Below are 21,753 nucleotides of genomic sequence, written 5' to 3' on the forward strand. Positions count from 1 at the left end.
TGCCGTCGAGCCAGCGATCTTGTTGAGAGGTTGCTGGCGGCAATATGTGGTGAAAACAATCAAAATGGCATAATGTGGCTGCGCGTTATATCACGGGCTTTGTAGGCAATAAATACGCAGTGCACAATTGACATGCCTTTGAATATTACTTTCATAACATAATGTGACGACATTGTTTGGCAGTGCCTCAAGAAGGCCATGATATCCAAGAATGATCCGTATTTTGTATACATAGTGGATGAAAATAAACAAGCAATACTGGTAGTCACATTGTTTGAGTAACAGGCGCTCTATACGCATAACATGGACTGGACCTCAGCAAGTGGTGATGGGGAAGCCCGCAATTGTGCAGGGCTGACGCGACCAAAAGACATCTATTCACATCAGGGTTTTGGTTTTGATAGGCCAGGGATTGTGCGCGTGACATTGCCCTCACATGGTGATCAACCTGCGACAGTGTGCCTAGCTGGTTAAGTGCTTCAACTACACCACTTCACTATGGATATTGGAGGATTGGTTTGAAATTACAGCGCCTAGCGATGGTGCCGGGAACACAGTGTAATAACAGGTTATGGGAGCGGCTTACGCCTTTACTGAGGGCGCATATAAAGCCTAGTCATATCGCCATAGAACAGTGTGCTACTCGAGCACATATGTTAGAAAAGATTGGTGATGAACTTCCCTCATCCGGGCACTTGCTGGGGTTTTCAATGGGCGGCTACTTGACACTAGAGTACGCATTAGCTCACCCTGAACGAGTGGACTCCTTGGTGCTAATTGCCTGCAGTGCGTTTGGCTTGAACAAGGGTGAAAAGCTGGCGCGGAATACGATGCGCAATTTTTTAAAAGCAAACACATATCCAGGCATGTCTCCCCGTCGCATACAACAATTTATTGGCTCAAATCGATGGCAAGATAAGGCGCTTATTGAGGTGATCAAAGCGATGGATAAAACGCTTGGAGGTGCTACATTGCTGAACCAAGTGCAAGAAACATCTGATAGAGAGGATTTAAGTGCGAGGCTTTGTAGTTTAACGTGTCGGGTATTGATCATTGCGGCACGAGACGATCAGCAAGTAGCCTGGCAAGACCTCAAGCGAATGGCAGAACTGTTACCTGATGCACAGCTAACGGTACTCAATGATTGTGGTCACATGGTGCCATTGGAGCAGCCAGAAGCACTCGCTGAGCGACTTAACTTATTTTATTCAGCTAAAGGTTAAAGGGACAAAGACATAGCCTATTTATACAGGGGAGCTTTTTTCAGTGGCTTGGGAACAGCTATGCTTTTGCCGTAGGTGATTGAAGAGGAATGACAGTCTATTAGCCTTGATGATCTTTAAATGCTTATTGCCGTGTATCCTCAAAGGCAGAGAGCACGCTGTCATGAACGCAGTATGTGAAGATATGGGGTAGTTAAGCAGCCTAGCTTAAACAGGATAGGTGTAAGTCTACTGCTGATGGGTAAATACACGATATTGAAATGAAAGCGATATCTAGTTGGCGAGTCTGTTTCAGGCAATGTGGAAAAGTCTAGATGTTGAATATCTAGACTTCGCTAAGCCACAGGATCATGGCTTATTCTCGTGTGATTAAGCGCAAGTTATGCGATGGGTAAGAGTGTACGATAGTCACTGATGGCCATATAGTCAGTGATCTCTTTAGGAGGTTGCTGACTGTCAGGATTATTGATCGCCAATAAGTGGCCAATCCCATACTCTCTCGCTGCCGCTAATACGCTTAAGCTGTCATCTACAAATAAAGTCCGCGACTTATCAAATCCAAGGTCTGCTTGCACTTGCTGCCAAAGGGACTGACTTTCTTTACTGACACCGTATTCATGTGTCGAAATGATCTTGTCCAAGTAGCCATCGAATTGTGCGCCAATGAGCTGGGTGCGTTCTATTTTTAGGCTTAAGCTATCTGGATGGGCATTGGTAAGGAGTACTAATTCTTTACCTGCATCTTTGAGCGCCTGTAAAAAGTCTGGCACATCCTCTCTGAGCGAAATGAGATGTTCCACTTCGCGTTTGAGTTCCATGATCGGTAGCTGAAGTTCTGCTTGCCAGTAATCAAGGCAATACCATTCTATCTGTCCTGTTACGGCTTCATATCTGGCAAGAATATCTGCGCGAGCTTGTTCAAGTGTCAGACCCTGTCTGAGTGCATGGGCTTTGGGGATGACCTCCAACCAAAAATGGTTATCAAAATGAAGATCTAAAAGGGTGCCGTCCATATCGAGCAAGACGGTATCGATTTTTGACCAATTTAGCATAGGCTTTTAACTACAAAGGCTTTATGATTAGGTTATCCACATCATAGCAAATAAAAGTTTATGTCACAGAAAAAGCATCCCTGTCCGCCGGAAATTTTGTCATCTGACGTTGTCGCCTCGAGTCGGTTGTTTACCGTTGAAGCTTTATCCTTACAGTTCTCAAATGGCGAACGAAGGCAATATGAGCGGGTGAAAGGAGGAGGTCGAGGCGCGGTTATGATTGTGCCAATAACTGCTGAAAATGAACTATTATTAGTGAGAGAGTACTGTGCAGGTACACATGACTATCAACTGGGCTTCCCTAAAGGGCTGATAGATCCGGGTGAGACACCGATAGAGGCGGGTAACAGAGAATTAAAAGAGGAAGTCGGTTTTGGCGCCAATGAATTTGTCGACTTAAAAACGGTTTCTCTCGCGCCCAGCTATTTCAAAGCACATATGCATATTTTATTTGCAAAAGATTTGTACCCCGAGCGTTTAGAAGGGGATGAGCCTGAACCGCTGGTAGTGGTGAAATGGCCTCTTGATGACTGGCAATCTCTACTGGATCAAAGTGACTTTACCGAAGCGCGAAGTGTGGCTGCACTGTTGTTATTACAGCAGTATTTATTAAAGGAGGTTTAAATTGCAAACCTACTTAGAGCCATGTATTGAACTTGCGCAATTGGCAGGTAAGGCCATTATGGCGATTTATCAGCAAGATGATATTGGTCAACAGGAAAAGTCTGATCACACCCCTGTCACTGCCGCTGACTTAGCTGCCAATGAGGTATTGCTCAATGGATTAAAAGCGCTCGCACCGGATATCCCTGTGATGTCTGAAGAAACGCCAATTCCACCGCTTGAGCTGCGACAAGATTGGCAGCGCTACTGGCTTCTAGATCCGATGGACGGGACTGGCGAGTTTATTTTGCAAAGTGGTGACTTTGCGGTCAATATTGCGCTGATTGAAGGTAACCAGCCCGTGCTGGGTGTGATCCATTGGCCTGCAAAAAACGTGACTTATTTCGCGACTAAAGGGGCTGGAGCGTATAAACGCTCGGGTGCGACGGATGAGCAAATATGCGTAGCGCCACCGGATACGTTAACGCTTGCAGTGAGTCGAAGGCAGAAGATTGAGGCGGTAAGCCAGTATCTGAATAGTCAGTTTGATACCATTGCATTGGGCTCTTGTTCATTGAAAGCGTGTATTATTGCTGAAGGCAAGGCTGATTGCTTTTTACGTGTTGGTCCAACAGGAGAGTGGGATACAGGGGCATCTCAAGTGATTGTAGAAGAAGCGGGTGGATGTATTACCGATGCACAATTTAATCCGCTGACTTATAACCAGCGTGAAACTACTGAAAACCCTGACTTTATCGTTATGGGTCATCCTGATTGGCAGTTTCAGAAGTTAATCAGCCCTCATCAACGGTAAGTCGTCATGCTCTGACTGCGTATTTTTGTCATGTTATGCAAGTAAAATTCGCAGTTAGCGCGGCAAGTTTTTTACTAAAATACGGGCTTTTACAAAGAAAAACACAGTTTTGCCGTATTTTTGTTCATTTAAGCAATTATTTTTTGTCAAATCCTTGCAATAAAAATAAATTTAGATATTATAGCGACCTCTTTAAGGAAGAGCTGAAAAGCACTGATTTAAAGTAGCATCAATCATTGATGCATACAGGCGCGGGATGGAGCAGCCTGGTAGCTCGTCGGGCTCATAACCCGAAGGTCGTCGGTTCAAATCCGGCTCCCGCAACCAACTTCTTAGTTAAGAAAGAAGCAAAACAAACTTAACATTACAGGCGCGGGATGGAGCAGCCTGGTAGCTCGTCGGGCTCATAACCCGAAGGTCGTCGGTTCAAATCCGGCTCCCGCAACCAACTTCTTAAGTTAAGAAAGAAGCAAAACAAACTTAACAATACAGGCGCGGGATGGAGCAGCCTGGTAGCTCGTCGGGCTCATAACCCGAAGGTCGTCGGTTCAAATCCGGCTCCCGCAACCAACTCCCTGTATATTCTTAATTATATCTTATCTAGTCAATTTACTATCTCGATACATTCTCTTAAAGCTTCTTAAAATACTGATTTTCATTGTTTTTTATTGGTGCTTTATACCATATACACGATCTCATATGAACGCTTACATTGGCAACTTGAGCAGTTATCGATGCCATTGAGTGCAATTGACGTGCGATGCCTGCAACACTTGGTGCCCGCGTCACGTTATCCGTCGCAGAGCTACCCCATTTTTTCATGTACAACGTCATACCAACTAATTATTTATATACCATTTCAAACTTAATGTTATGAATAAAGAGGCGAATAATAAATCTCATTTTATTTCTCTTTTTTAAATTTAAAAGTTTACAAAAGTTTACGCTGAATTACTTTGAGGATTTTAGATTATAAATTAAATTGAAATTTCAAGTACGACTGCTTTTTAAATAAAATTAAAAAAGGAAATTATAATGAAGCTATCTATTCAAAAGAAAAAACTAAAGTCTCTTTCTAAAAGCCAAGATATTATGAAAGAGCAAACACCAGTCGTGGCTGGTGGTACATTTAATACCACAGGTCCAGGCTCCACATGTCAAAACTCAACAGCTTGCCCTTCTAGAGATAGGCCAGATACTTGTGTAAAAATATCTAAAGAAGCCAGTTGCTTAATTGGCCACAGCTGCTTGTGCTAATAGGGTAAACTGTTGCAGTGGAGGCCAATGCATTCACTGCATTTGCAGTAAAATAAGCGTATAGTGTCTGATGATAGCTGTATCTGTGGTTATTAAACGAGAGACTTCAACTTGCCATGAAGAGACCTTTAATTGGATTAGTTCCAATCAATTAATTTAAAACAATACTGAATTAATTTAGGGAGAATACATCAGGCAGGGTCAAAACCCCACCTGACTTAAATTAAAACTGGGCAGAAAACGCTTCAGCTTGTTTCCATACTCTCAGAGTATTACCACCTAATATCAGCTTAATATCTTTATCGCTGTAACCGCGATCTAATAACCCTTGAACCAGATTGGGATAGGTTGATACATCTTTTAAGCCTATCGGTAAAGAGTCCCCAACGCCATCGTAATCAGAGCCAATCCCGACATGTTCGATACCAATCAGTTTGACTACGTGATCAATATGGTCAAGTACTTGTTCGAGTGTGGCAAACGGAAATGGGTTGCGTGCTAAATACGCTGCACGAAAATCTGTCTTTGTCGCGCCGCGGCTGGTCGCTTCTTGTTCTGCTTCACTGCGCTTGTCATACCAAGTGCGTGATGCTGACGTGACAAAACTAGACCCAAAGTTTATCTGGATAACGCCGCCATTCTTTTTCAGTGCCAGCAACATGTCATCATCCATATTTCGCTCAAAACCTGGCGTATATTTTCTCAGTGATGAATGTGATGCAATCACGGGCACTTTTGAGATCTCCATGACCTGATAAAATGCTTTATCAGAAATGTGTGAGACATCTATCAACATGCCCACTTTGTTCATTTCGACAACGAGCTCTTTACCAAACGGGCTGAGGCCTTTCCATTTTCGACGTAAATCATAAGATGAATCAGAGATATGGTTACTTTGGGAGTGCGCTAAGGTGATATAGCGGACACCTCTGTCGAAGAAGTGCTGTAAGTGCTTCATCTCTCCCTCAATGGGTGAGCCGTTTTCCATCCCCATGGCGATAGACATTAAGCCTTTGTCAAACTGTGACTCGATGTCTTTAGTGTTGTGGGCAATGGCAAATTTATGTGGTGCACGATGGACCAGCGCTTCCATGCCATCAATGAGCTGGTTGGCAAGCTGATAGCTTTTTCCTTTCCCCTCAAATTCAAGATTGGCAGGAATGTAAATTGACATAAAAGGCGCATTGAGCCCGCCCTGCATGGCACGTGGGTAATCAAAATCCCCGCCTTCGGTGGCTTTTGAGACATCGTCCCACTGCATGTTAATTCGATATGGGACATCAATATGGGTGTCGATGAGCAGGTTTTCTTGTGCCAAGCGAATGGCACGTTCGGATGCGGTGTATTCTTTTGCATAGACAGTGGAGGTTGCCAATGCCAGAACACAGAGAGCTGAGCTTAACTTCATGTTTGCGCCTTTATTATGATTGTGAAGTTTGATTGTAACAACTAATTTTAAAGGCTCAATATATGGCGTTATTTTAATCGCTTAATTAGTCATAGGTTGGCTCTGAGTCGTAGTCTTGGCTTTGCATTGCATGAAACTGAGCTTTGCTGACAATGTTGACTGATTCATGCAGTTCAGAGAAGACAATCAGGGCTTCGCCGCTTTGTAATTGTGCTTTGACCTGAGCCACTTTTTGCTCTGTGGTGATTTCACTATCACCATAGTCAGTGCCTTCACGTAAAACGTAATGTTCAATTAAGCTGTTTAGTGTTTCAGGCGCGATTTGTTGATAGGGAATGAGCATATTGATACCGCTATTTAATAAGTGAATGAATATATTCGGGTACGACTTTTTCTAACCAATAAATAGGTTTTAATGGGTTATTGCCTGCAATAAAGCCAACGTGTCCGCCTTTAGATGAAACAGCGAGTTTAACCTGAGCGCTGGTCTGTGTTTCGAGGGGAATAGCTTGCGTTGATAGCATGGGGTCATCTTCAGCATGGATCAGTAAAGTGGGGGTTTCTATCAAACTTAAATATGGCTGAGAGCTTGCCTGAGCATAATAGTCTTCAGCACCTTTAAAGCCATGTAGAGGGGCTGTGACTCGATCGTCAAACTGCCATAAATCATTAATTTGGGACAGTTCGCTGGCACTGATATCGATGGTGTTTTTTATTTGATCTAATTTGCGTGTAAACGAGTGCTTCATTCTATCTAATAAGTACTTCTGATAGAGTTTGAAGCAACTTTTTCTGATCACCTGACAGGATGAAGACAAATGGTAAGGTGCAGAGATAACAGCAGCACCTGCTAAGCGACTTGCTGGTCCTTTTTCACCTAAGTATTTTGCCAATACATTGCCGCCCAAAGAGAAGCCGACTGCAAAGAGTGCTCTGCCGGGGAAACGCTCGCTCAAGGTTTTAATTAAAAAGCTTAAATCCTGAGTTTCACCACTGTGGTAAGCGCGAGGCCGCTTGTTGACATCTCTTGAACAATTACGAAAATGCATTAACACGGCATCTAAACCTGAACGTGTGAGTGCGCGCAACATGCCCTTGGCATAAAAGCTGTTTATATTGCCCTCTAAGCCATGCAAGACAACGACTAGCGGTGCATGTGTATTGCCATTATTGGCCCATGCTAATTCTAAAAAATCATCATCAGGGGTCGTCAGATGTTCAAAGTTGACATCTGCTTTTAATCTTGGACGAAAAGCGCGGGGAAGTATGGTTTGAACATGCCTATTGCGCATCCACCAAGCGGGCTTAAAGTCTAAATCAAGCTGCTTTGACATAGATAGGTGACATTCTCTAGTGACGGTAAACATTCACAGTGTACCAAAGCTGTTACCAAATGAGTATGCATGTCTTCGCTCGATATAAAAAGCACCCGACCAGCGAAGCTGGTAAGGTGCTTTGTGCGTCGTGCTTAATTCTGAAACGGGGACTAAATTTGCTTAACGTTAGTCTGGTGACACTGTCTTACTCTGGTACTTCAGCCTCATTGACTTTTTTCACAAAGTAGTAGACATAGTAGATACACAGCGCAATGACGACACCAAGTATGCCGAATGATAAATACAATACTGGGTCTGAAAAGAAATCTCTAAAGAATACGTTCATGGCTGTGACTCCTCAATTTGTCGATGAGTAAATAGTAGAGGAGCCATACACAAGAGGCTATGATCGAGATCAAGTTTATTATTTAGCCGATATCTACTCGGGTTAGCGTTTGATCTTGATCATGTTTTTGCGTGCTCAAACTTATCGACTAGGGGTTTTGGCAAGTAGTGTAAGAGGTTGTTGGCACTTGGTACATCATGTGTCATGCATAAGTGATTGGCCGTTTCAATGAGCAAGTGTTGCTGTAGCTTTTCAAGCTCTAATTCAGTGGTGAGCAAACTTTTTCTAAGCGATGGATAGTCTGGATAGTCACCATACTGTGATTTGACTTGTCGCCGTGTTGTGCGATAAGGCTGTAATATGGTCTTGTCAGTGTGCTCTACACACGCAATTAGCGCTTGGACTTGCTGGAAATTTAATTGTATCGAGAGTGAGCTTAAATAGTCGAGCAATAGGCATAAATTGACATTTTTGCCGTGCAGGTCCTGGCACTCTAAGAGCACCTGTTGGACCTGTTCATTGCGGTATACATCGCAGGCATATTGCCAAAAATGCGCACGGTTTAGCATATTTCTCCTGTGCTCGCGAAGTGTTCTTCTTTTTCTTCTAGCTCTTCGAGTGCGATTAACAGCGACTCCTCTGTGTCATTGAGCTCTGGTGTCATGCTGGCTTGTTTAGCCAGTAGCTCACTGAGTTTGGCTTTATTTTCTGCCTCATACAAGCTGTTGTCAGCGAGCTGTGATTCAATATCAGCCAATGTCGTGGTGAGTTTATCCAGTTGCTTTTCAAGTTTATCGATGGACTTTTTCAGTGGTTGAACTGATTTTCTGAACTCCGCTTCAAGGCGTTTTTGTTCTTTACGGTTGACGCTAGAGTGTGCTTTGTCTTCTACTTGAGGCTTTTGTTTTGCCTCTTTATTGGCATTGAGTAGCCATTGGTAGTATTCATCTAAGTCGTAGCCAAACGCTGAGACGGTGCCATTATCCACCAAGTAATACTCATCGGCGGTATTTTTTAGCATATGGCGGTCGTGCGAGACTGTAACCATTGCCCCTTCAAAGCCTTGTAGTGCCATTACTAACGCATGACGCATTTCTAAATCTAAGTGGTTGGTTGGCTCATCCAGCAGCAATAGATTGGGAGACTGATACACTAACATGGCCAGTACCAGTCGCGCTTTTTCACCGCCAGAGAACGGCGCGACGGGGTCGAGTGCTTTATCACCGTGAAACGCAAAACCACCGAGAAAATCTCGCAGTGATTGTTCGGTCGCTTGTGGATCTAGGCGTTGCAAGTGAGTGACTGCGCTTGCATTTAAATCGAGCGATTCTAATTGGTGCTGAGCAAAGTAGCCGACTTTTAAGCCCTGATGTTGGAAGACTTCCCCTGCTTGAGGGCTAATATCTCCAGCCAACAGTTTAATTAGGGTGGATTTACCCGCTCCATTTCTACCTAATAATGCAATACGACTACCAGGTACAAGATTCAACTTAATTTGATGCAGTATCGTAATATCACCATAGCCTGCTTGCGCTTGATCTAGCGTCATCAGTGGATTGGGGATGTTTTCAGGGTTGGTAAACTCAAAGCTAAACGGCGAGTCGGCATGCGCAGGGGCCAGCTTTTCCATGCGCTCAAGTGCTTTAACACGACTTTGTGCCTGTTTTGCTTTACTGGCTTTGGCTTTAAATCGAGTTATAAACTGCTCAAGATGTGCAATGGTTTCTTGCTGTTTTTCATACATGGCTTGCTGCTGAGCCATACGTTCGGCTTTTTGGCGCTCGAACTGTGAGTAGTGGCCTTTATAGACATTGATACACTGTTGATCTATGTGCCAGATTTGGTCGATAACCGCGTCTAAAAACTCTCTGTCGTGAGAAATCAATACCAGCGTACCTTGGTAGGCTTTTAAAAAACGTTCTAGCCAATAGACAGCGTCTAGATCTAAGTGGTTGGTTGGCTCATCCAGTAACAGTAAATCAGCATCACGGATCAAGGCTTGTGCTAAGTTTAAGCGCATTCGCCATCCGCCTGAAAACTCACTCACTGAATATTCAAGTTGTTCATTACTAAAGCCTAATCCGTGAAGTAATTCGCCCGCTTTTGCTTCGATACTGTATCCGCCAACCAGTTCTAGCTGTTGATGGATTTTAGCTTGCTTATCACCATCACCTTGTGCTTCGGCTTGTTGCAGTGCTGAGCGAAGTTCATAGTATTGCTGATGACCTTGCAGCACATACTCCATTGCCGAAATGGCCAATGCGGGTGTTTCTTGTTTTACAGAGGCAATAGACCAGTCTTTAGGTATTAAAAAGTTACCCGCGTCAGCATGTAGCTGTGATTTGAGCAATGCAAATAATGACGACTTGCCGCAGCCATTGGCACCGACTAAACCGACCTTATGTTGCGCAAATAACGTCGCGCTGGCATTTTTCAATAGCGTTTTTCCGCCACGTAACAGTTCAATATCAGAAAGTTGGATCATAATAAGCTCAATTCAAAATCACTGCGTGAATGATAACATGGATCGATAACTAAGGAACAAGCGTATAAAAGCATCCTAACTTAAGTTAAAATAGCCTTTCACAGAGTAGGTGGGGTTGTATTGTGAGAACAAAAAAACGTTTTATTGCGGGCGCATCTTGCCCTGCTTGTAACAAAATGGATGTCATGATGCTATACAAAGAGCATGACGTTGAAAAGGTAGAGTGTGTGGCATGTGGCCACTCAATGACGCAGCCAGAAGAAGCCGTGCAAGCGTCAACACGCCAATTTGAACAAGTCATTGGTGTATTTAAGCCGCAATAAACTGATGCGCCTCAGCGCATCATCGGGTTTTAGTGTTAATAATGAGGCGGTGGTGGCTCCTGCTCAATTGGCATCATGCCATCGTCTTTACCTTCTTTGATCTTTTCTGCCAACAATCTGATTTGGTGTTGCATGGTTGCCAGCCTTGCTTGATGGATTCTCAGTTCATCATTTAATGTCTCGATGGTATCTTCCTGAAACGCGACCTTTGCTTCAAGTTCGATTACGCGACTTTCTAATTCTGTCATTACTTTATTACTCTTTCGAACTGCTCCATCAAACCACTAGAGCTTTCAGTGACCAAAATGCCGTCCCGCTGTGCAAATGCAACATCGAAAACTACAGCTGACTTTGGTCGACTTCCTTCACGGGGTTTGACTCGCCAAGTTTTTAGCTTAGTGCCATCGCTTACTCGCCATAAGGTAAGTTGACGATTAGGAGAGCCTGTTGCAAGCAGGTTACCTTGCTGATTGAAGCGCACGGCACTAAATATTTTCTGCCTTGCAATATACTGTAATTGAGCCACGAGGTCACCTGAAGTAAGCTGCCAAATACTGGCTTTTTTCATACTATCTGCTGTAAAGGCATAACGACCTTCTGGATCTAAGGCGACTTTAGTGACACGGCTGGGGTGATTAAAACGATGCAAAACTTGTCCTGTTCTGGTATCCCAAAAGTAGGCGCTATAGTCGTTTGCGCCGGTTAAAGCAAAGTGGCCATTGGGTGAAAGCGCAATACTATTAATTTTTTCTTGGTGTCCAAGGAACTCTATGCGCCTTCCACTATCTAAGTCGAGATGCACAACGACATTGTCACTGCGACCATACAGGACATAGCGACCATTGTTGCTCACAGCGATATCCCGAATGGTACCCGTATCTATTTGATAATAGCCAATGTTTTTACCATTGGAGAGCTGCCACAAGGCAAATCGATCGCTGGCGGCAGTGACTGCGGTAGAGTTATCATGTGAGATGGCCAGAGAGTGAATGAGATCATCAGGCTGATCTGAATGAGACCACTGGTACTTTAGTCCGTGGGTGGTGTTGTCCCATAAAACCGCACCATGCTCAACAGATGACACTAAACTGTAACGGCCATCGTGTGAAATAGCTGCAGCAAATGCGCCGCGCGCTGCATGTTCAACTGTGAGTAGCGCTTTGGAGCTTTCCGAAGAACACCCAGTGAGTATCAGCGCGGACAAGCAAACAAAGAGTTGGGTGTGCAATTTTAAAAATTTGGCCATAAATTCGGTATTTCCCCTTAACTCTATGATTTTCAGCGAGTAGACTAGTGGTAAAATTGATTGGGCCACAAAACAGATATTAGCGTATTCGCTAAAGTATGTCGCCAGTCGCAAGGATATTTCCCATAGGTCAGGATCTGTGGGTGTGAATCTTGGCTTTGGTGGCAATGAGTGATAATGTGACATCACCTTTTTAAATTAATAATTATTTAACATGACAATGAAGATAGAGGGCAACGTGATGTTGCTGGCTGCTCGGATGTCGGAGAAAATAAAATGAAACAAACTATTAAGCTGTCTTTAATCGCAGCCTCAGTACTAGCACTAACTGCATGTAATCAAAAAGCGCAGGAAACTGCAAAAGTAGAAGAAGTAAAGCTTGAGACTGAAGTACAACAACAAGCATACGGTATTGGTGCATCAGTAGGTAATTTCCTACAGAAAGACCTAGCTGACAAGCAAGGTCTAGGCATTGAGCTTGATCAAGAGCTTCTAATGAGAGGTTTTAAAGATGCGCTTGCAGGTAACTCAAAGCTAGACGACGAAAAAATTCGTGAAGTACTGACAGCACTTGATACGTCTGTACGTGAAAAGCAAACTGCGAAAGCAGAAGCGGATGCAAAAGAAAATAAAGAAAAAGGCGCTCAGTACCTAGCTGAAAATGCGAAAAAAGACGGTGTGACTGTCACTGAGTCTGGTCTTCAGTACGAAGTTATTTCAACAGGTGAAGGTAAAAAGCCAGTTGCAACTGACGTGGTAAAAGTACACTACAAAGGTACATTGTTAGATGGTTCTGAGTTTGACAGCTCGTACTCACGTAATCAGCCGGCAACTTTCCCACTGAACCAAGTTATCGCTGGTTGGACTGAAGGTCTACAGTTGATGCCTGTGGGCTCAAAATACAAGTTCACTATCCCTGCGGAGCTTGGTTATGGTGAGCGTAACCTTGGTAAAATCCCTGCGAACTCTACATTGGTATTTGAAGTAGAATTACTTGAGATCCAAGAAGAACAAGAAAAGCCAGCTGCATAATTTGCACTGTGTGAATCAAAAAAAGGGCCAAACGGCCCTTTTTTGTTTATGTGAGTGATCACTCAGTATGATTGGCGAAGAGGTTATCAATTAATTCATCTTCTAGCCCAAAACGTTGCTCTAAAGCCTCTCCGAGTGTAGACAAGTCTTTATCAAAATCTTCCAGTGGGTTGTCACTACTTGCTTCTGCATACTTGTCATTGAAGTCAAGTGCCAGATCTGTAGAGGCGGTAATTCTCGGGTATATTGATTGTGCCAACTTCAAACTATCAGGGCCTTTTTCTTTACATGCGGCAACAATATTGTCGTAGATTTCGAAATGACCCGCCGACAAGTAATCCATCAGAATTTGGCAAAATGATTGGATCTGAACTTGCTCTGGCAGTGCTTTATCAGCACTTTCATAGGGCGATAGGCCAGCGACTTTGTAATATAACAACAATAATTCTTGACGCTCCATGAGCCAGTTGTCGATAACACTATGACTCCCTCCCCATTTTTGTTGGGCTTGTTCTAACCGTGAAAGCATAGTTATCTCCTTAGCGGGTCGTTTTGTTGGGCCCTGCAATGACCAAATTGTGTTTATGTAAAAATATTTATTGTTATGGGTACATCAAAATTAGGATGGAGTGGACCCAAAATCACACAGCAATTTGGTAATACTGAATACTTGATCTTGCCTTCTATAAAAATGAAAACTGATGAAAAGATCAACCACTTTTTGCAAAAAGCACATAATTTCTTTGATTTGTACCTTAGCTGGGTTATTTACTCTTGGTGCTAATCATTTTTATTTAGTATTCAGGGAGACTGAGTGGAAGTAGGAGCAGACAAAATAAAACCACCCGAAGGTGGTTCAAATCAGTTTAGCAATTTGAATTTATTCTTGTTAGAAGGTGTTTTGTTATTGTTGTTTTGCGCAGCATTTTTATAGCAAGGTTTTTTTTCTGGTGCAAATAATCTGCGTTACTTTTTTTGTGAATTTAATATATCAAGACTATGACAAGGCGAGGCCACAGGAAGTGGCGTGACGGTAGTCCTTGATATCGTACACATACTTGCCTGGGCTCTACTTTAATCTGGATCATAGAGAAGCGATTTAAACGATTGAACAACTAGGGTGCTTAGGGATAAAGTGATATAATTCGAACAATTTTTACAGCACTGGAATTGAATCACGCTATGAGCGAGTTGAAGAATGATCGTTATTTACGCGCGTTGCAGAAGCAGCCGGTTGATGTGACCCCTGTATGGATGATGCGCCAAGCAGGGCGATACTTGCCAGAATATAGAGCAACGCGAGCACAAGCTGGCGACTTTATGAGTTTATGCAAAAATGCGGAGCTTGCCTGTGAAGTTACCCTGCAGCCTTTGCGTCGCTACCCACTGGATGCTGCGATTCTATTCAGTGATATTTTAACTATCCCAGATGCTATGGGCCTTGGTTTATATTTTGAAACTGGGGAAGGCCCTAAGTTTGAGCGTCCGATTTCATCGCTTGCAGATGTGCAAAAGTTACCAAAATTAGACCCAACTGATGAGCTGGGTTATGTGATGAATGCGGTAAGCACTATTCGAAGAGAGCTTAAAGGGGAAGTACCCTTAATCGGTTTTTCAGGCTCTCCATGGACGCTTGCTACCTATATGATTGAAGGTGGCAGTAGTAAAACCTTTGGTAAAATTAAAAAAATGGCGTTTGCAGAGCCACAAACACTGCATTTGCTATTGGACAAAGTTGCTGACTCAGTCATTGACTACTTAAATGCGCAAGTAAAAGCGGGCGCGCAGTCACTGATGATTTTTGATTCTTGGGGTGGGGTCTTGAGCCCGCGCGATTACAAAGAATTTTCACTACAGTATATGCATAAGATTGTGGATGGGCTTATTCGTGAAAACGAGGGGCGTAAAGTGCCTGTGACGTTGTTCACTAAAAATGGCGGTCAATGGATCGAATCTATAGCGGCAACGGGGTGTGACGCGATTGGTCTTGATTGGACGATTGACATTGCAGATGCGAAGCGTCGTGTCGGCGATAAAGTGGCGTTGCAAGGCAATATGGACCCTGCAATGCTGCACGGCACACCAGAACGCATTCGTGAAGAAGTACAGTCGATTTTAGCCGGCTTTGGTGAAGGCAATGGTCATGTCTTTAACTTAGGCCATGGCATCACCCCTGATGTGGACCCTGAAAATGCAGGTGTGTTCATCAATGCGGTGCATGAATTTAGCCGTCAGTATCATCAGAAGTGATAAAAATATAGCAATAAAAAACCCAAGCATCGCTTGGGTTTTTTGTTTTTAGGGCTGCGTTTTATTCGTCAAACGCGCGGCGCATAAAGTTTGGTGTTGCCAAAGCGCCTTTGTGAATACCGGTGTTGTAATATTCAGTTGCAAATGTTGCTGCGTCGACATCTTGCTCTCTAAAGCCGTTAAAGGCTTCACCTTTACGCGCTAAGGTTGCAGACCATAAACCACTTGGATAAATAGGCTGAGGGAAAGGGAGCGTTTGTAAATCTGCAAAGCCAACGTCTTTCATTGCTTGACGCATTTCTTTGAGCAGTGGCATGTGCATCAATGGAGATTCACTTTGCTGAATTAGGATCCCGCCTTCACGTAGCGCGGCAAGGCAGCTTGTATAGAATGCGTGGTTGAACAGCCCCTCACCAGGGCCTACTGGATCGGTACCATCCACAATAATAATATCGATAGAATTGGCAGCGGCTTCACGCATGTATTTTATGCCGTCGTCAAACATCACGGTTGCGCGTGGGTCGTCATTAGATGCGCATAGCTCTGGAAAGTATTTCAGTGACATTTGCGTCACGACTTCATCAATGTCAATTTGCGTTACCGACTCAACCCCTGGGTGCTTCAGGACTTCGCGTAATGTACCACAGTCACCGCCGCCGATGATCACCACATTTTTGGGTGCAGGGTGCGCAAAGAGTGCCGGGTGGCTCATCATTTCGTGATAGAAAAAGTTTTCTCTCGTGCTGACCATGGTACAGCCATCAATGATCATTAGATTGCCAAAGTCGGTTGTTTCATACATTTCTACTTTCTGAAACGGTGACTGAACCTCATCAAGTTTTTTATTGATACGCAGAGAAAAAGCGCTGCCATCTCGGTCACTTATCTCTGTAAACCAGCGGTTTGCTTCTAAATTAGACATGTTTGCTTTCACATTGAATTTAAATTTGGCGCAAATTTACCAGCGCCGAGGAATTTGCTCAATCTATTTTAGTCGATAGCCAGCAGTTTGTCTGTTTGCCAGCTGTGGCTAATAAAGTGCGCCAAGTGCAGAGAAAAGCCTATTTTAGCTATCGCTTATCATGATAAGGCGTATTAAAATGGGCAAAATATGAGAATTTTTTAGTAGGAAACATGATGGAGTGGGGAGTAGATAAAGCGCGTAACACCTACAATGTGCAGCATTGGAGTGATGGTTATTTCGATATAAATGAGGCGGGTGAATTGGTCGCTTATCCTGATCGTGATAGCAGTAAAACCCCCATCGTGTTATCTGATCTTACTGAGCGATTTAAAGAGCAGGGTTTGACTCTACCTGTGTTGGTGCGTTTTACCGATATTTTGCAAAATCGCGTCGATACACTCACCGAAGCGTTTGCTCAGGCACGCGAACAGAATGACTATCAAGGTCAGTATACCTGTGTTTATCCGATCAAAGTTAACCAACAGCGTTCTGTGGTCAGTAAATTATTGAGTCACCCAAGTGGTCTAGTGGGCTTAGAAGCGGGTTCAAAGCCTGAACTCATGGCTATTTTGGGCTTGGCGACGACGCCAATCACGATAGTGTGTAATGGTTATAAAGATCGTGAGTTTTTACGTCTGGCATTAATAGGTCAAGCAATGGGTCACAAGGTCCAAATTGTGGTTGAAAAGCTGTCAGAGCTCGATGCATTAATTACCGAAATTGATGATATGCAGGTCGAACCTGCGATTGGGATTCGTATTCGCCTAAACTCAATTGGTAAAGGTAAATGGCAAAATACGGGGGGTGAAAAAGGCAAATTTGGCCTGACCGCCGGTCAGGTGCTTAATGCTGTTGAGACATTGCGCCGTCATAACAAATTGCACCTGATGCAACTGGTTCATTTTCACATCGGCTCACAGATTGCGAATATTCGCGATATACAGAGAGCGCTAAGAGAATGCGCGCGCCATTATGCGGAGCTTACACAGCTTGGGGTCCCATTAAAAACGGTGGACGTAGGCGGTGGTTTAGGGGTCGATTATGAAGGCTCTGGTTCTCGCAGTGCTTGCTCGATGAACTACACAGTGGGTGAATATGCACGTAATGTCGTGCACGCGTTTGCTGAAGTGGCTGAGCAACATGATTTACCGCACCCAGATATTATTACAGAGTCAGGTCGTGCATTGACTGCACATCATGCAGTTTTGATCACTGATGTGATTGATATTGAGACGGCACCTTGTGAGGAAGTGCCAGATCAAGTGGCTGACGATGAACATCATTTAGCCCACGAGCTGAGACTGGCATTATCACGGTTAACTCCTAGGTTGGCTTTAGAGACCTATCACGACGCCATACACTTATTTGGTGATGCGCATGATCAATATGTGCATGGCCTGATCTCAATGGCACAGTGGTCGCAAATTGAGCGTTTGTATTTTACTATCTTACGCAAGGTGAGAGACTGTTTGAGCGTGCACTCAAGGGCGCATCACGAAGTTTTGGATGACCTCAATGAAAAGTTAGCTGATAAGTTATTTGTGAATTTCTCGCTATTTCAGTCTCTACCAGATGTGTGGGGGATCCAGCAGCTGTTTCCTGTGATGCCTATTTCAAATTTAGACCAGCCGTTGACACAACGTTCAATTATTCAAGATATTACGTGTGACTCGGATGGGCAAATTCGTGAATATGTGGAAGGGGCTGGCATAGAATCAAGCTTGCCAATGCCACAGTATCAGCCTGCTGAGCAGTATCATTTAGCAATGTTTATGGTCGGTGCTTATCAGGAGATCCTTGGGGATTTACACAATTTATTCGGTGACACGGATTCAGTGCACGTGGAGCTCAATGACGAAGGGTATCAGCTCACCAATGCGTTAAAAGGGGACTCGGTCGAAGATGTTCTGCGCTTTGTACATTATGATAAGCAGCAGCTCATTGATAACTTTACTCGTCAAGTTGACTCCGTCGCATTGACACCCAAAACAAAAGAGACATTTTTACAAGAATTAAAGATGGGCTTGTCTGGTTATACCTATTTTGTAGATTAACGCTAACTGCTCTGATTTTTTCTTGCCTTGAAAATGCGTATGATGACCTCATCACAACATAAGGTTGTGATGAGGTATTATTGAGTAAAATAAAGTAGTAAAGGAAACTTGCATGTCGCTAGTCCGTCAGATCTTGGGACTTATTTTATATGTCCTAAATACATTATTATGGTTTGTGCCTATTTTTATATGCGGTGTGCTTAAGCTGATCCCAATCCCTGCATTGCAACGTGTGTTAAGTAAGTTGGCTAAGGCATGTGCAAGCATGTGGGTGGCAGGTAATAACGTCAATCAATGCTGTATTTCACCTTATGAATTGCAAATAAATGGCGCAGATAAACTCAATAAACAAGATTGGTATTTGGTGATCGCCAATCACCAAAGTTGGGTAGATATTCTTGTGTTACAAAGAGTTCTGCATCGAAAAATTCCATTTTTGAACTTCTTTTTGAAAAAAGAGCTGTTGTACGTGCCTTTTTTAGGCTTGGCTTGGTGGGCGTTAGATTTCCCGTTTATGACGCGAACCAGCAAAAGCCAAATTAGAAAAAATCCCAAATTAAAAGGCAAAGACATTGAAACGACACGCAAAGCGTGTGAGAAATTCAAAACTATGCCTGTGAGTATTGTGAACTTTGTGGAAGGGACGCGCTTTACAGGTGAAAAGCATCAAAGGCAAAACAGCCCTTTTAAGCATTTACTCAAACCGAAAGCTGGCGGCATTGCTTTTGTTATGCAGGCGATGGGAGAGCAGATAAATCAGGTGGTGAATGTGACCATTCATTACCCTAATGGTGTACCAACATTTATGGATTTTGTTGCCGGTAAAGCGGGAAAAATTAACGTGCAAGTTGATTTGATGCCAGTCAATGACAAGCTAGTTGGTGATTATACTGGAGACAACGAATTTAGAGTTCAATTTCAGGGTGAGCTAAATCGCCTATGGACTGAAAAAGACAAATGTATTGAACAGTTGGCGACTTCAGCAGATTAGCTGCATGAGATGTGTCGACGAATGAGCAAAGGAAAAACAAAATAATGAAAAGTGTATTACCGAAGTGGTTAAACGGTGCCGTGGGTGCATTATTTTTGTTACTTAATACCGCCTTTTGGGGGGTAGTAATACTTTGCTTGGGTGTGGTTAAGTGGTGTCTGCGTATCAAGTTCATATCTGTGCTTTTGCACTGGGCTTATCATAAATGGTGTTTAGGCAATCGCATTGGCTTAAAGCTGGGTGGGGTCTCTCTGCAAGTGAGTATGCCGCAGGCGGTGTCAGTCAACGGGTGGTACTTACTGGTATGCAATCATATTAGTTGGTTAGATATTGTCGTACTCAGTGCGCAGGCCCAGCTTCCGGCACCGAAGTTTTTTCTCAAAGATGAACTTAAATATGTGCCTTTTATTGGTACTGGTGCTTGGGCATTGGATATGCCGTTTATGAAGCGGGCCAGCAAAGCGCAGATCGCTAAAAATCCCAAGCTGAAGCGCATGGATGTTGAACGAACAAAGCACAGTTGTAAAAACTTCAAGCACCACCCGACCACAGTGATAAACTTTGCCGAAGGTACACGCTTTACTGCGCAAAAACATCAACGCCAAGCCAGCCCTTTCGATAATTTGCTTAAACCGAAGGCGGGGGGGACAGCATTTGCATTGGATGTACTGAGTGAGCAAGTAGATGGATTATTAAATACAGTACTGGTCTATCACAGTGCAGATCCGCATATCTGTCGTGCATTTATTTTTGGTCGATTGGCAGCTGTGTCTATGCAAGTCGACTATATTCCCATGAGTGAACTGCCTCTGGGAGATTATCAAGGTGATAAAAGCTATCGAGTGGCATTTCAGGCGTATATGAATACCCTGTGGCAGCAAAAATCAGTACAGATAAAAGCACTAGAGCAACACTCTCTTGAACGCTCTGAAAAATATTCGTCAGAGGTAAACTCGTTATGAGTATGGCCCATGTACAAGATGTGATTTCCCCTTTTGTGGGCGGGGAAAGTATGCACCCGTTTATTTTGGCTTCATTGACAAATAGTGTGTCATTACTCGGCCTCGTGATTATATTTGCTTTGATCAAATTGGCCTTGGTGCCCAAGGTTAAGCGTATGTTGTCTCGTTTCCTAAGAGCCAAAATCGCTTTTTTAGCGCCCCAACTCAGTAAGCTGAGCGGTCGGGTCGCATTGTTGATCAGCAGTATTCTTTTTGTCATGGTCAATAAATATATGTTTGTTGCTCCTGCTTGGGCCATGAGCCAACTGCAGGTGTTGGCACAAGTGATTTTGATTGTCGCTTTTGGCTTTTTAGTCAGCTCATTGCTGAATATTGCCCACGCCATTTACCAGCAACAAAAATTTGCTAAAGATGTGCCAATTAAAGGCATTGTGCAGTTGGTTAAGTTGATGGTGTTCATTGTTACAACGGTTTTGGTTGTGAGCACGATTGTTGATAAGTCACCTACTTACATTTTATCTGGCTTCGGTGCTATTGCGGCAGTCACTTTATTGGTGTTTAAAGACACCATCTTGGGGTTGGTTGCCAGTATTCAAATTGCGGCAAATAAGCTCGTGGCGACAGGCGACTGGATCCAAGTTGATACATTTGGAGCTGATGGTGAGGTGATAGATCTTGGTTTGAATACTGTGCGTGTTCGCAATTGGGATAATACGGTGACAACCATCCCAACTTATGCACTGATTTCGGATTCGTTTAAAAATTGGCGTGCAATGCAAGAGTCGCCAGGACGACGCATTAAACGCCATATACCAATAGATATGAACAGTGTTAATTTATTAACCGAGTTTCAGTTGGCCGAATTAAAGTCTAAATTGCCCGAATTGAATGCAGTAAAATTGCCCGAGTATTGCAGTAACTTGACGGCTTATAGAATGTACGCTGAGTACATACTGAAACACAGGCCAGAGATAAATACAGAGTGCACTTGTATGGTGCGTGAATTGTCACCGACGCAGCACGGATTACCTGTTGAATTTTATTGTTTTAGCAAAGACAAAAGCTGGGTTAACTATGAGCATATTCAAGCCAATATTCTTGATCAAATGTTGATGTTGCTGAAAGCGTTTGAACTGCGCCCCTATCAAGTAGTGAGTAACCATCATAGCCTGGAAGTCAGTTAACTGACTATCTATAGACTCGTGGCTTAATGACCGTATTGGGCTGTATCCTGTGTATTTGTGTTTAAAGCAGATAAAAATCGCTGAGCCGATTAAATTACTATGCTAAGGTGGTAGCACAATCACGATTTTATTGTGGTATTTTTGTGACATTCAGATATGTTATAGGGAAGGAAGTTGGTATAGGTTGTGGCAAGTACGCTTAGTGTCTTGACGTGAAAAGACGAGTTATTAGGTAGGTGATAG

23 protein-coding genes and 3 tRNA genes are annotated in these 21,753 nt (G+C 43.5%); 15 read left to right on the forward strand and 11 right to left on the reverse strand.

Annotation, left to right across the window (positions count from 1 at the left end):
- Positions 1-303: 303 nt before the first annotated feature.
- Both JF50_RS27285 and JF50_RS21325 read left to right on the forward strand, forming a co-directional pair.
- On the forward strand, positions 304-474 hold the full coding sequence (locus tag JF50_RS27285) for a hypothetical protein (protein ID WP_160290506.1): 171 nt from the start codon (positions 304-306) through the stop codon (positions 472-474).
- Positions 475-518: 44 nt separating this feature from the next.
- Positions 519-1,223: an alpha/beta fold hydrolase gene (locus JF50_RS21325; protein ID WP_052262645.1), complete on the forward strand. Its 705-nt coding sequence runs from the start codon at positions 519-521 to the stop codon at positions 1,221-1,223.
- 380 nt (positions 1,224-1,603) lie between these two features.
- Here the strand turns inward: JF50_RS21325 and yrfG are convergent, their stop codons facing one another.
- A complete protein-coding gene (gene yrfG / locus JF50_RS21330) occupies positions 1,604-2,275 on the reverse strand; it encodes a GMP/IMP nucleotidase (RefSeq protein WP_039611384.1) in 672 nt (223 codons plus the stop codon).
- 60 nt (positions 2,276-2,335) lie between these two features.
- On the opposite strand from yrfG, the gene nudE reads away from it, so the two are divergent.
- The 6 genes from nudE (at position 2,336) to JF50_RS21365 (ending at position 4,949) form a co-directional block, all read left to right on the forward strand.
- Positions 2,336-2,899 carry an ADP compounds hydrolase NudE gene (gene nudE, locus JF50_RS21335; RefSeq protein WP_039611385.1) on the forward strand — a complete coding sequence of 188 codons (564 nt, stop codon included), beginning with the start codon at positions 2,336-2,338 and terminating at the stop codon, positions 2,897-2,899.
- 1 nt (position 2,900) lies between these two features.
- A complete protein-coding gene (cysQ, locus tag JF50_RS21340) occupies positions 2,901-3,692 on the forward strand; it encodes a 3'(2'),5'-bisphosphate nucleotidase CysQ (RefSeq protein ID WP_039611386.1) in 792 nt (263 codons plus the stop codon).
- A gap of 250 nt (positions 3,693-3,942) precedes the next feature.
- Positions 3,943-4,019 (forward strand) — tRNA-Met (locus JF50_RS21345).
- 44 nt (positions 4,020-4,063) lie between these two features.
- Positions 4,064-4,140: transfer RNA gene (locus tag JF50_RS21350), tRNA-Met, on the forward strand.
- Between the two features lie 45 nt (positions 4,141-4,185).
- Positions 4,186-4,262: transfer RNA gene (locus JF50_RS21355), tRNA-Met, on the forward strand.
- Between the two features lie 465 nt (positions 4,263-4,727).
- Positions 4,728-4,949, forward strand: a complete 222-nt coding sequence (locus tag JF50_RS21365; protein ID WP_039611388.1) for a hypothetical protein — start codon at positions 4,728-4,730, stop codon at positions 4,947-4,949.
- 223 nt (positions 4,950-5,172) lie between these two features.
- Here the strand turns inward: JF50_RS21365 and JF50_RS21370 are convergent, their stop codons facing one another.
- The 6 genes from JF50_RS21370 to abc-f all read right to left on the reverse strand — a co-directional run bounded on the left by JF50_RS21370 (position 5,173) and on the right by abc-f (position 10,504).
- Positions 5,173-6,357: a dipeptidase gene (locus JF50_RS21370; protein ID WP_039611389.1), complete on the reverse strand. Its 1,185-nt coding sequence runs from the start codon at positions 6,355-6,357 to the stop codon at positions 5,173-5,175.
- Between the two features lie 85 nt (positions 6,358-6,442).
- Positions 6,443-6,700 carry a YheU family protein gene (locus JF50_RS21375; RefSeq protein ID WP_039611390.1) on the reverse strand — a complete coding sequence of 86 codons (258 nt, stop codon included), beginning with the start codon at positions 6,698-6,700 and terminating at the stop codon, positions 6,443-6,445.
- A gap of 10 nt (positions 6,701-6,710) precedes the next feature.
- Complete coding sequence (locus tag JF50_RS21380) at positions 6,711-7,724, reverse strand: hydrolase (RefSeq protein ID WP_235423492.1); 1,014 nt, start codon at positions 7,722-7,724, stop codon at positions 6,711-6,713.
- A gap of 154 nt (positions 7,725-7,878) precedes the next feature.
- A complete protein-coding gene (locus JF50_RS27455) occupies positions 7,879-8,019 on the reverse strand; it encodes a hypothetical protein (RefSeq protein WP_196766395.1) in 141 nt (46 codons plus the stop codon).
- Positions 8,020-8,138: 119 nt separating this feature from the next.
- Entirely contained in the window at positions 8,139-8,588 is a 450-nt protein-coding gene (locus JF50_RS21385) for a TIGR02444 family protein (protein WP_039611392.1), read from the reverse strand.
- Positions 8,582-10,504 carry a ribosomal protection-like ABC-F family protein gene (gene abc-f / locus JF50_RS21390; RefSeq protein WP_039611393.1) on the reverse strand — a complete coding sequence of 641 codons (1,923 nt, stop codon included), beginning with the start codon at positions 10,502-10,504 and terminating at the stop codon, positions 8,582-8,584. The genes JF50_RS21385 and abc-f overlap by 7 nt, the downstream gene beginning before the upstream one ends.
- Positions 10,505-10,626: 122 nt before the next feature.
- On the opposite strand from abc-f, the gene JF50_RS21395 reads away from it, so the two are divergent.
- A complete protein-coding gene (locus tag JF50_RS21395; protein WP_023401300.1) occupies positions 10,627-10,827 on the forward strand; it encodes a YheV family putative zinc ribbon protein in 201 nt (66 codons plus the stop codon).
- Positions 10,828-10,862: 35 nt separating this feature from the next.
- Here JF50_RS21395 and JF50_RS21400 read toward each other — a convergent pair whose 3' ends face one another.
- On the reverse strand, positions 10,863-11,075 hold the full coding sequence (locus JF50_RS21400) for a SlyX family protein (protein WP_039611394.1): 213 nt from the start codon (positions 11,073-11,075) through the stop codon (positions 10,863-10,865).
- Positions 11,075-12,073 (reverse strand): WD40 repeat domain-containing protein, encoded by a 999-nt coding sequence (locus JF50_RS21405; RefSeq protein ID WP_039611395.1) that lies wholly within the window; start codon positions 12,071-12,073, stop codon positions 11,075-11,077. Before JF50_RS21405 ends, JF50_RS21400 begins: the two co-directional genes overlap by 1 nt.
- 276 nt (positions 12,074-12,349) lie before the next feature.
- Between JF50_RS21405 and fkpA the strand changes: the two genes are divergently transcribed.
- The gene (gene fkpA, locus JF50_RS21410) at positions 12,350-13,105 is read left to right on the forward strand and encodes an FKBP-type peptidyl-prolyl cis-trans isomerase (protein WP_039611396.1); all 756 of its coding nucleotides are present in this window, start codon (positions 12,350-12,352) and stop codon (positions 13,103-13,105) included.
- 58 nt (positions 13,106-13,163) lie between these two features.
- On the opposite strand, the gene JF50_RS21415 is transcribed toward fkpA, so the two are convergent.
- Positions 13,164-13,634 (reverse strand): Rsd/AlgQ family anti-sigma factor, encoded by a 471-nt coding sequence (locus JF50_RS21415; RefSeq protein WP_039611397.1) that lies wholly within the window; start codon positions 13,632-13,634, stop codon positions 13,164-13,166.
- A gap of 653 nt (positions 13,635-14,287) precedes the next feature.
- On the opposite strand from JF50_RS21415, the gene hemE reads away from it, so the two are divergent.
- Positions 14,288-15,355: a uroporphyrinogen decarboxylase gene (gene hemE / locus JF50_RS21425; protein WP_039611399.1), complete on the forward strand. Its 1,068-nt coding sequence runs from the start codon at positions 14,288-14,290 to the stop codon at positions 15,353-15,355.
- A 61-nt stretch (positions 15,356-15,416) separates the two neighbouring features.
- Here hemE and speE read toward each other — a convergent pair whose 3' ends face one another.
- Positions 15,417-16,277, reverse strand: coding sequence for a polyamine aminopropyltransferase (gene speE, locus JF50_RS21430; RefSeq protein WP_039611400.1), 861 nt, complete (start codon positions 16,275-16,277; stop codon positions 15,417-15,419).
- A 215-nt stretch (positions 16,278-16,492) separates the two neighbouring features.
- On the opposite strand from speE, the gene speA reads away from it, so the two are divergent.
- From speA to JF50_RS21450, 4 genes are all read left to right on the forward strand, one after another.
- Entirely contained in the window at positions 16,493-18,373 is a 1,881-nt protein-coding gene (gene speA, locus JF50_RS21435) for a biosynthetic arginine decarboxylase (protein WP_080760322.1), read from the forward strand.
- A 112-nt stretch (positions 18,374-18,485) separates the two neighbouring features.
- Positions 18,486-19,364 carry an acyltransferase gene (locus tag JF50_RS21440; RefSeq protein WP_039611402.1) on the forward strand — a complete coding sequence of 293 codons (879 nt, stop codon included), beginning with the start codon at positions 18,486-18,488 and terminating at the stop codon, positions 19,362-19,364.
- Positions 19,365-19,405: 41 nt separating this feature from the next.
- On the forward strand, positions 19,406-20,326 hold the full coding sequence (locus tag JF50_RS21445) for an acetyltransferase (RefSeq protein WP_039611443.1): 921 nt from the start codon (positions 19,406-19,408) through the stop codon (positions 20,324-20,326).
- Positions 20,323-21,510 carry a mechanosensitive ion channel family protein gene (locus tag JF50_RS21450; RefSeq protein WP_039611403.1) on the forward strand — a complete coding sequence of 396 codons (1,188 nt, stop codon included), beginning with the start codon at positions 20,323-20,325 and terminating at the stop codon, positions 21,508-21,510. Before JF50_RS21445 ends, JF50_RS21450 begins: the two co-directional genes overlap by 4 nt.
- The last annotated feature ends 243 nt before the right edge of the window (positions 21,511-21,753 follow it).

Origin of the sequence: Pseudoalteromonas luteoviolacea (assembly GCF_000814765.1) — a bacterium.
GTDB classification, from domain to species: domain Bacteria; phylum Pseudomonadota; class Gammaproteobacteria; order Enterobacterales; family Alteromonadaceae; genus Pseudoalteromonas; species Pseudoalteromonas luteoviolacea_H.